The sequence below is a fragment of the Enterobacter sp. MGH 38 genome (assembly GCF_000492855.1).
Classification (GTDB): domain Bacteria; phylum Pseudomonadota; class Gammaproteobacteria; order Enterobacterales; family Enterobacteriaceae; genus Enterobacter; species Enterobacter hormaechei_C.
In genome coordinates this window covers 1,887,352-1,895,678 of sequence record NZ_KI535607.1, presented here as the reverse complement: position 1 = coordinate 1,895,678, position 8,327 = coordinate 1,887,352, and the positions used below count along the sequence as shown (strand labels likewise).

The following is an 8,327-nucleotide window of genomic DNA, read 5'->3' as shown; positions in this document are numbered from 1 at the left end:
AACGGCGGTAACACCGATAACGGCGGTAACACTGACAACGGCGGCAACACCGACAACGGCGGTAACACCGACAACGGCGGTAACACTGACAACGGCGGCAACACCGACAACGGTGGTAGCACTGACAACGGCGGTAACAATGCGCCGGAAGTCATGGCGCCTGAAGTGGGTGCGTACTTAGGCAACTACCTTGCCGCACAGGGCATGTTCCTGCATAAACGTGACGATCGCGACCAGATCACCTTCCGCAATGAAGACGACCTGAACACCTGGATGTACGTTAAGGGTCGCTATCACGAGAACGATGCGGGTGGCGATAAAGTCAGCTATGACACCACCACGACCGTACTGCAAGTCGGCAGCGATTTCATGAGCAAGCCAATGGATAACTGTATCCTGCGTGCTGGCGGGATGTTCGGTGCAGGCCAGGCGAAGACCCACTCTGATGCGAAGCACAACGTGCGTGACGCTCAGGGTAAGGTTGATGGTTTCAATGTTGGGCTTTACGCCACCTGGCAGGAAGATCAGAAATTACGTCTGGGCAGCTACGTTGATACCTGGGCCGCATACAGCTGGTACAACAACAAAGTCACCAGCAACCGCAACGACGAAGACTACGATAGCGAAGGTTTCGCCGCGTCTGTTGAAGTCGGCCACGCGTGGGTTATCCAGTCAGAAAATGAACGTACCTGGAAGATCGAGCCGCAGGCGCAGGTGATCTACAGCTATCTCGATCAGGAAAATCATACCGATCGCGACGGCGTACGCGTCACTACCCTGGACAACGACAGCGTCTTTGGTCGTCTCGGCGTTAAAGCAAGCTACTTCCAGCAGAAGGACGTCAAGGCCTGGCAGCCGTACGTCGCGGTTAACTGGTTGAAAGGTGCTGGTCAAAACGATCTGGCATTCAACGACGAGACCGTCAGCAACGATACGCCGGAAGATCGTGGTCAGTTAGAGCTGGGCGTAACCGGCAACCTGAACGAAACCACGACAATCTCCCTGCGAGCCAGCGGCGAATGGGGTGAAAACAGCTATGCCGCATACGGCGGTCATATTTTGTTAAACCATCGGTGGTAATCGATCATTCTGAAGCAAAAAAGCAGTGGCATGTGCCACTGCTTTTTTTTAGTTATCCAGCTCACCCATTGATTTAACCTGGTCGCGGTTAATCTGTTCAGTTTGACCGGTTTCGGCGTTTTTGTACGATACCAGACCGGTATCGTCATCCACCTGCGGTTTCCCGTCAGTAACAATCGTTTTGCCATCGGTGGTTTTTACGGCCTGATTGGACGAACAGCCCGCCACGGTGAACATTGCGGTGGCAGCCAGAACGGAAGCGATCAGTAATTTATTTTGCATGGTGTATTCCCCTGCTCTCAGTTGAATTTTCGTTATCGACCTAACTATTTTAGGCTAACTGACTGAAAGCGGATGAAAAACCAGAAGGTTCTTAAGATGGGAAAATTGCCCGGTAACCGAACGGTACCGGGCAATGGGGGTTACTTGCTAATCTGCGCGTGCATTTCCTGCACCGAAATCACCTTCTCGGTGGCATCCGCATTCAGCGCCATCGCTGTTGCGAAACCGCCGTTCAGGGTGGTGTCGTAGTGCACTTTGTATTGCAGCGCGCTGCGGCGAATCAGCTTGGAGTCTTCAATCGCCTGGCGTCCTGCGGTGGTGTTGATGATGTAGGTATATTCGCCATTCTTGATACGATCCTGAATGTGCGGACGACCTTCATGCACTTTGTTCACCAGACGCGGGTTGATACCCGCTTCACCCAACACAATCGCCGTACCGTGAGTGGCGTCCAGCTCGAAGCCCTGTTTCAGCAGCTTGGCGGCCAGGTCAACCACGCGCTCTTTATCGCCTTCGCGAACGGAGAGCAGCGCACGGCCAGATTTTCTCATGGTGGAGCTACTGCCCAGCTGCGCTTTCGCAAACGCTTCTGCGAAGGTGCGGCCCACGCCCATTACTTCCCCGGTAGAGCGCATCTCTGGCCCTAACAGCGGGTCAACGCCCGGGAATTTGTTGAACGGCAGCACCACCTCTTTCACCGAGTAGTACGGCGGGATGATTTCTTTCGTGACGCCCTGCTGAGCCAGCGTCTGGCCAGCCATCACGCGCGCCGCCACTTTCGCCAGCGGAATACCGGTCGCTTTAGAGACAAACGGTACGGTACGCGCCGCACGCGGGTTGACTTCAATCAGATAGACTTCGTTGTCTTTTACCGCGAACTGAACGTTCATCAGGCCGCGAACCTGAAGCTCGAAGGCCAGCTTCTGCACCTGCTGGCGCATCACGTCCTGAATCTCCTGGCTCAGGGTATACGCTGGCAGAGAACAGGCGGAGTCACCCGAGTGCACGCCCGCCTGCTCGATGTGCTCCATGATGCCGCCAATCAGCACCATTTCGCCGTCGCAGATGGCATCCACGTCGACTTCAACCGCGTCGTCGAGGAAGCGGTCGAGCAGCACTGGCGCATCGTTGGAAACGCTCACCGCCGTCTGGAAGTAGCGACGCAGGTCCGCTTCGTCGTAGACGATTTCCATCGCGCGGCCGCCCAGTACGTAGGATGGACGCACCACCAGCGGGTAGCCGATCTCTTTCGCTTTCTCAACGGCCATTTCAATCGCGGTCACGGTGGCGTTCGCCGGCTGTTTCAGCTTGAGACGGTCAACCGCCTGCTGGAAACGCTCGCGGTCTTCCGCACGGTCAATCGCATCCGGGCTGGTGCCGATAACCGGTACACCTGCTGCTTCCAGCGCGCGCGCCAGCTTCAGCGGAGTCTGGCCGCCGTACTGCACGATCACGCCTTTTGGCTTCTCGATGCGCACGATTTCCAGCACGTCTTCCAGGGTAACCGGCTCGAAGTAGAGGCGGTCGGAGGTGTCATAATCGGTAGAGACCGTTTCCGGGTTACAGTTGACCATAATAGTCTCGTAACCGTCTTCGCGCAGCGCCAGAGAGGCGTGTACGCAGCAGTAGTCAAACTCGATGCCCTGGCCGATACGGTTTGGACCGCCGCCCAGCACCATAATCTTGTCGCGGTCGACGGACGGGTTCGCTTCGCACTCGTCTTCATAGGTGGAGTACATGTACGCGGTATCGGTCGAGAACTCTGCCGCACAGGTGTCCACGCGCTTGTAAACCGGATGCAGGTCATACTGGTCGCGCAGCTTGCGGATCTCCGCTTCGCGCACGCCCGCCAGTTTAGCCAGACGCGCATCGGCGAAGCCTTTACGCTTCAGCATACGCAGGAAGTCAGCGTCCAGGCCGTTGATGCCCAGCTCCGCCACTTTCTCTTCCAGACGCACCAGCTCTTCAATCTGCACCAGGAACCAGCGGTCAATGTTAGTCAGGTTAAATACACCGTCGACGGACAGGCCCGCGCGGAAGGCATCGGCGATGTACCAGATACGCTCTGCGCCCGCGTCTTTCAGCTCACGGCGGATTTTGGTCAGCGCTTCCGGGTCGTCCAGGCTGACTTTCGGGTCAAAGCCGGTCGCGCCCACTTCCAGGCCGCGCAGCGCTTTTTGCAGGGATTCCTGCTGCGTGCGGCCAATCGCCATGACTTCACCAACGGATTTCATCTGGGTGGTCAGACGGTCGTTCGCGCCTGCAAATTTCTCGAAGTTAAAGCGTGGAATTTTGGTCACAACGTAGTCGATGGACGGCTCGAAGGACGCAGGGGTGCGGCCACCGGTGATGTCGTTCATCAGCTCGTCGAGGGTATAACCCACCGCCAGTTTCGCCGCCACTTTCGCAATCGGGAAGCCGGTGGCTTTGGAGGCCAGCGCGGAGGAACGGGACACGCGCGGGTTCATTTCGATAACAATCAGACGGCCGGTTTTCGGGTTCACCGAGAACTGCACGTTAGAGCCGCCGGTTTCCACGCCGATTTCACGCAGTACCGCCATCGAGGCGTTACGCATGATTTGGTACTCTTTGTCGGTCAGCGTCTGAGCTGGCGCAACGGTGATAGAGTCGCCGGTGTGGATCCCCATCGCGTCGAAGTTTTCGATGGAGCAGACGATGATGCAGTTGTCGTTTTTATCACGCACCACTTCCATCTCGTACTCTTTCCAGCCAATCAGCGATTCATCAATCAGCAGCTCTTTGGTTGGGGAGAGATCCAGGCCGCGCTCACAAATCTCTTCAAACTCTTCGCGGTTGTAGGCAATGCCGCCGCCGGTGCCGCCCATGGTGAACGATGGACGGATGATGCACGGATAGCCCACTTCTGCCGCAACGGCCAGCGCTTCTTCCATATTGTGCGCGATACCGGAACGCGCGGTATCAAGGCCAATTTTTTTCATTGCCACGTCGAAGCGGCGACGGTCTTCTGCTTTATCAATCGCGTCGGCGGTCGCACCGATCATGGTCACGCCGAACTCTTCCAGCACGCCCTGACGCTCCAGCTCCAGCGCACAGTTCAGCGCCGTCTGGCCGCCCATGGTCGGCAGCACCGCGTCCGGACGCTCTTTCTCGATAATTTTGCGTACCACTTCCCAGTGAATCGGCTCAATGTAGGTTGCATCAGCCATTTCCGGGTCGGTCATGATGGTCGCCGGGTTAGAGTTCACCAGGATAACGCGGTAACCCTCTTCACGCAGGGCTTTACACGCCTGCGCGCCGGAGTAGTCGAATTCGCAGGCCTGGCCGATAACGATCGGGCCAGCGCCAAGGATCAGGATGCTTTTTATGTCTGTACGTTTTGGCATGGTCTTCTCAGCTCCTGATTATTTAGCGGTCTTACGGTATTGCTCGATAAGTTCGATGAAGTGATCGAACAGCGGCGCGGCGTCGTGCGGGCCCGGGCTCGCTTCCGGGTGGCCCTGGAAGCTGAACGCTGGCTTATCGGTACGATGGATACCCTGCAAGGTACCATCGAACAGCGACTTATGGGTCACGCGCAGGTTAGCCGGCATCGTCGCTTCATCGACGGCGAAGCCGTGGTTTTGTGCGGTGATCATCACCGTGTTGTTATCGATATCTTTCACCGGGTGGTTACCACCGTGGTGGCCGAACTTCATCTTGACGGTGTTCGCACCGCTCGCCAGCGCCAGCAGCTGATGGCCGAGGCAGATGCCGAATACCGGGATATCGGTTTCCAGGAAGGACTTGATGGCAGCGATGGCATAATCGCACGGCGCCGGGTCGCCAGGGCCGTTAGAGAGGAAGATGCCGTCCGGGTTCATCTTCAGAACATCTTCCGCAGACGTTTGTGCCGGGACGACCGTCAGGCGGCAGCCACGGTCAACCAGCATACGCAGGATGTTGCGCTTGGCGCCAAAATCGTAGGCCACCACGTGGAACGGCAGCTCGCTTTCCGGTTTCGCTTCCGGCAGGTCGCCTTCCAGCGTCCAGCTACCCTGCGTCCAGCTGTAGGCTTCCGCCGTGGTCACTTCTTTCGCCAGGTCCATACCGTTCAGACCCGGGAAGGCTTTCGCTTTTTCCAGCGCCAGCGTCGCATCGAGGTTATCCCCTGCGATGATACAACCGTTTTGTGCGCCCTTCTCGCGCAGCAGACGCGTCAGCTTACGGGTATCGATATCGGCAATCGCCACAATGTTATGGCGCTTCAGGTAAGAAGAGAGGTCTTCGGTGTTGCGGAAGTTGCTGGCAATCAGCGGCAGGTCGCGAATGACCAGGCCTTGCGCATGTACCTGAGAGGATTCTTCGTCAGCCGCATTGGTGCCGACATTGCCGATATGAGGATAAGTAAGAGTAACGATTTGGCGAGAATAGGAAGGATCAGTGAGGATTTCTTGATAACCGGTCATTGAAGTATTGAAAACGACTTCCCCAACCGCCGAACCCGTTGCCCCTATGGCCCGACCGATAAACTGGGTTCCGTCTTCCAGAACCAATAGCGCTGACTTAATCAAAACACCCTCCAGAGAATATTCACTCACTTTATTTGCATATTAATTCATAACCATGTCATGGATCAATGCAAATGTGTTGCCAGCGGATTTTTGGCAAACGGCGGCATTCTGGGGATTTGCCATGTAAAAGTCAACTTAAAACGGGAGTTTTGTTTATTCTTTTGCAAGCCTGGCATCTGGAATGGGATTTAATGGGCAAAAAGATCAGGTAAATCATTCCGGAAAACGCTTGCGCGGCAGGTTTGTTAGAATTTTAGGGAGGTGGATGACAAAAAGTGGACCATATGGTCAAAATTTACATATATTTCACATAAAAATGGCATATCAATAAGCTTTATACCGCCTAATCGTTATTTTTTATCTAAAACGGATAAAATAAGAGGGCAATAAATTATTGCCCCATGCAATCAAGTAATTACGACTGCAATAACCACATCACGATGGGTAATATCGCTTACAAATTATTGAGATCAAGCACATCTCGCATATCAAAAAGACCCTTTTCCTTCGCGTTAAGCCACAAAGCGGCGCGAACTGCACCATTCGCAAACGTCATGCGGCTTGACGCTTTGTGGGTAATCTCAACACGTTCGCCAATATCGGCGAACATCGCCGTATGTTCACCGACGATATCGCCTGCACGAACGGTTGCGAAACCAATTGTCCCGGGCACGCGTTCGCCGGTATGTCCTTCACGGGTATAGACCGCGCACTCTTTTAAATCTTTATCAAGTGCATGAGCAATCGCTTCGCCCATCGCCAGCGCCGTGCCTGATGGAGCATCAACTTTATAGCGGTGGTGTGCTTCAACAATCTCAATGTCGGTATAATTGCCCATCACCTTCGCTGCCTTTTCCAGCAGTTTCAGCATGAGGTTAACGCCGACGCTAAAGTTCGCAGCGAAGACAATCGCAATGTCGGTGGCTGCGTCCTGAATGGCCTGTTTACCGGCATCATCGAAACCAGTGGTACCAATCACCATCCCTTTACCGTGCTGACGGCAAAACGCCAGATGAGCCAGGGTGCCTTCCGGACGGGTAAAGTCGATGAACACATCAAAGTCTTCTTTCACTGCCTCAAGGCTGCTCTGTACGGTTACGCCTGTCTTGCCCGCGCCCGCCAGTTCGCCTGCATCGGCTCCCAGCAGGGATGAACCCTCACGCTCCAGCGCCGCGCCGAGTGCCACGCCATCCATCTGTAGTGCCGCCTGAATCAGCTGGCGACCCATACGTCCACCCGCGCCCGCAATAGCAACGCGGATCTGTGCATCATGCATAGTTATTCTCTTACGTTAAAATGATGTAAACCGTTTTCAGATTAACCAGCCTTGGCAAAGCCTGCCAACTGAAAACACCGATAATTAGAATTTAACGTGAAACCGACTTAAATATCAGTAAAAGACATGATTTTGTCGTCACGATAAAGTTTGGGGCAAAAAAAAGGCCAGCACAGGAGGTGCTGGCCTTTCATCAGATAAAGAACTATTCCACTTCTCGCGCGTCAATACGCAACTCTTTCGGCACTTCAAAGACAATGTTCTCTTCGCGGCCTTCCAGCGGCACCGCTTCGCCACCGCCCAGCTCTTGCAAGCGGGCAATGACGTTCTGCACCAGAATATCCGGCGCTGAAGCGCCTGCGGTAACACCGACGCAGACCGCGTTTTTCACCCACGCTTCCTGAATGTCCGTTGCGTCGTCGATTAAAAACGCCGCTTTCCCCATACGCTGCGCCAGTTCGGCCAGACGGTTAGAGTTAGAGGAGTTTTTCGAGCCGACCACCAGCACCACGTCCGCCTGTTCAGCCAGCGCGCGCACGGCTTCCTGACGGTTGGTGGTTGCGTAGCAGATATCATCTTTGCGCGGCCCGACGATTTTCGGGAAGCGCTGGCGCAGGGCGTCAATCACGTCTGAGGTGTCGTCCACGGAAAGCGTCGTCTGGGTCATAAACGACAGTCGGGCTTCGTTTTTCACATTCAGCGTAAAGACGTCTTCCGGTGACTCAACCAGATACATGCCCCCTTCCGGGTTGCTGTACTGGCCCATGGTGCCTTCCACTTCCGGGTGACCGGCGTGACCAATCAGAATTGACTCTTCACCGCGACGGCTGGCGCGCGCCACTTCCATATGCACTTTGGTCACCAGCGGACAGGTGGCATCGAAAACGGTCAGATCGCGGTTTTTCGCCTCGTTGCGTACCGCCTGCGAGACGCCGTGCGCGGAGAAGATGAGAATTGCGCCGTCCGGCACTTCGCTGATCTGCTCGATAAAAATCGCACCGCGCTCGCGCAGGCTGTCGACCACGTAGCGGTTGTGCACCACTTCGTGACGCACGTAAATCGGCGCGCCGTAAATCTCCAGCGCGTTTTCAACAATGCTGATAGCGCGGTCTACACCGGCGCAAAAACCGCGCGGGTTAGCCAACAGGATCTGCATT

Annotated in this window: 6 protein-coding genes; 1 reads left to right on the top strand and 5 read right to left on the bottom strand. The window is 55.4% G+C overall.

All coding sequences use genetic code 11. The features are described 5' to 3' along the window. Positions 1–1,080, top strand: a 1,080-nt coding sequence (locus tag L384_RS22760) for an autotransporter family protein (RefSeq protein ID WP_023324137.1), incomplete at its 5' end; no start/stop codon positions are given. 48 nt (positions 1,081–1,128) lie between these two features. On the opposite strand, the gene L384_RS11985 is transcribed toward L384_RS22760, so the two are convergent. The 5 genes from L384_RS11985 to ispH form a co-directional block, all read right to left on the bottom strand. After that, positions 1,129–1,362 carry a YgdI/YgdR family lipoprotein gene (locus L384_RS11985; protein ID WP_003856439.1) on the bottom strand — a complete coding sequence of 78 codons (234 nt, stop codon included), beginning with the start codon at positions 1,360–1,362 and terminating at the stop codon, positions 1,129–1,131. A gap of 140 nt (positions 1,363–1,502) precedes the next feature. After that, on the bottom strand, positions 1,503–4,727 hold the full coding sequence (carB, locus tag L384_RS11990; protein WP_023315370.1) for a carbamoyl-phosphate synthase large subunit: 3,225 nt from the start codon (positions 4,725–4,727) through the stop codon (positions 1,503–1,505). An 18-nt stretch (positions 4,728–4,745) separates the two neighbouring features. Next, a complete protein-coding gene (carA, locus tag L384_RS11995; protein WP_023324136.1) occupies positions 4,746–5,894 on the bottom strand; it encodes a glutamine-hydrolyzing carbamoyl-phosphate synthase small subunit in 1,149 nt (382 codons plus the stop codon). Between the two features lie 454 nt (positions 5,895–6,348). Next, entirely contained in the window at positions 6,349–7,170 is an 822-nt protein-coding gene (dapB, locus tag L384_RS12000) for a 4-hydroxy-tetrahydrodipicolinate reductase (protein ID WP_023324135.1), read from the bottom strand. A gap of 205 nt (positions 7,171–7,375) precedes the next feature. Beyond that, complete coding sequence (ispH, locus tag L384_RS12005) at positions 7,376–8,326, bottom strand: 4-hydroxy-3-methylbut-2-enyl diphosphate reductase (protein WP_003856448.1); 951 nt, start codon at positions 8,324–8,326, stop codon at positions 7,376–7,378. Position 8,327: the final 1 nt, after the last annotated feature.

Excerpts from the sequence above, each read along its gene's own strand:
- carB (WP_023315370.1), bottom strand. The coding sequence starts at position 4,727 with ATGCCAAAACGTACAGACATAAAAAGCATCCTGATCCTTGGCGCTGGC.
- ispH (WP_003856448.1), bottom strand. The coding sequence starts at position 8,326 with ATGCAGATCCTGTTGGCTAACCCGCGCGGTTTTTGCGCCGGTGTAGAC.
- dapB (WP_023324135.1), bottom strand. The coding sequence starts at position 7,170 with ATGCATGATGCACAGATCCGCGTTGCTATTGCGGGCGCGGGTGGACGT.
- L384_RS11985 (WP_003856439.1), bottom strand. The coding sequence starts at position 1,362 with ATGCAAAATAAATTACTGATCGCTTCCGTTCTGGCTGCCACCGCAATG.